This is a genomic window from Actinoplanes sp. ATCC 53533, from assembly GCF_003947245.1.
Map to the genome: position 1 here is coordinate 1 of NZ_QHHV01000686.1, position 584 is coordinate 584.

The 584-nt window shown below is 65.8% G+C and carries 1 protein-coding gene and 1 tRNA gene; both read right to left on the reverse strand.

Annotated elements, in window-relative coordinates:
• Positions 1-449: helix-turn-helix domain-containing protein (locus tag DMB66_RS60640; RefSeq protein ID WP_233625657.1), on the reverse strand; the 449-nt coding region annotated here is incomplete at its 3' end.
• 47 nt (positions 450-496) lie between these two features.
• A tRNA-Ile gene (locus DMB66_RS60645) sits at positions 497-567 on the reverse strand.
• Positions 568-584 lie beyond the last annotated feature (17 nt).

The following is a 584-nucleotide window of genomic DNA, read 5'->3' on the forward strand; positions in this document are numbered from 1 at the left end:
ACCTGCCGACGCTCCTGGCGGGTCCGCTCCCGATAGTCGAGGACGTCACGCAGCAGCACCCGCCGGTGCCGGCCGCGCATGGTGTGTGCGATCTCGCCGTCGGTCAGCAGCCGGACCAGGGTCGGTCGGGAAACATTGAGCAGGTCAGCGGCTTCCTGGGTGGTCAGCATCGTGTTGTGTGGGGCGATGGTGATGGCCAGCCCTTCAGACAGTGCCACCACCACGTCACGCAGCACGCCGTACAACTCGACAGGGATGTCAATCTGCGAGCCGTCAGGGCCGACAAGCCTCGCCTGAGCCGGAGCTGTGACCCGGGCCAAACCGCGAGCAAGCCGGACCATGTCCGACGGATCATCGGGCGGCAGAACGGTCCGTTCACGAAGTGTGCTGGCCATGACCCCAGCATACCGATATTCGAAAAAACGAAGGCTTGCGCCGTCGCAGGACACCAGGCGAAGCCCACGCGACCTCGCTCGGTTCGCGCGGCGACGCACTTGTGGGCGGCGGGACTCGAACCGCGACCGAGGGATTATGAGTCCCTGCTCTAACCCACTGAGCTACCGCCCGTACCGGCGGCGATCCTA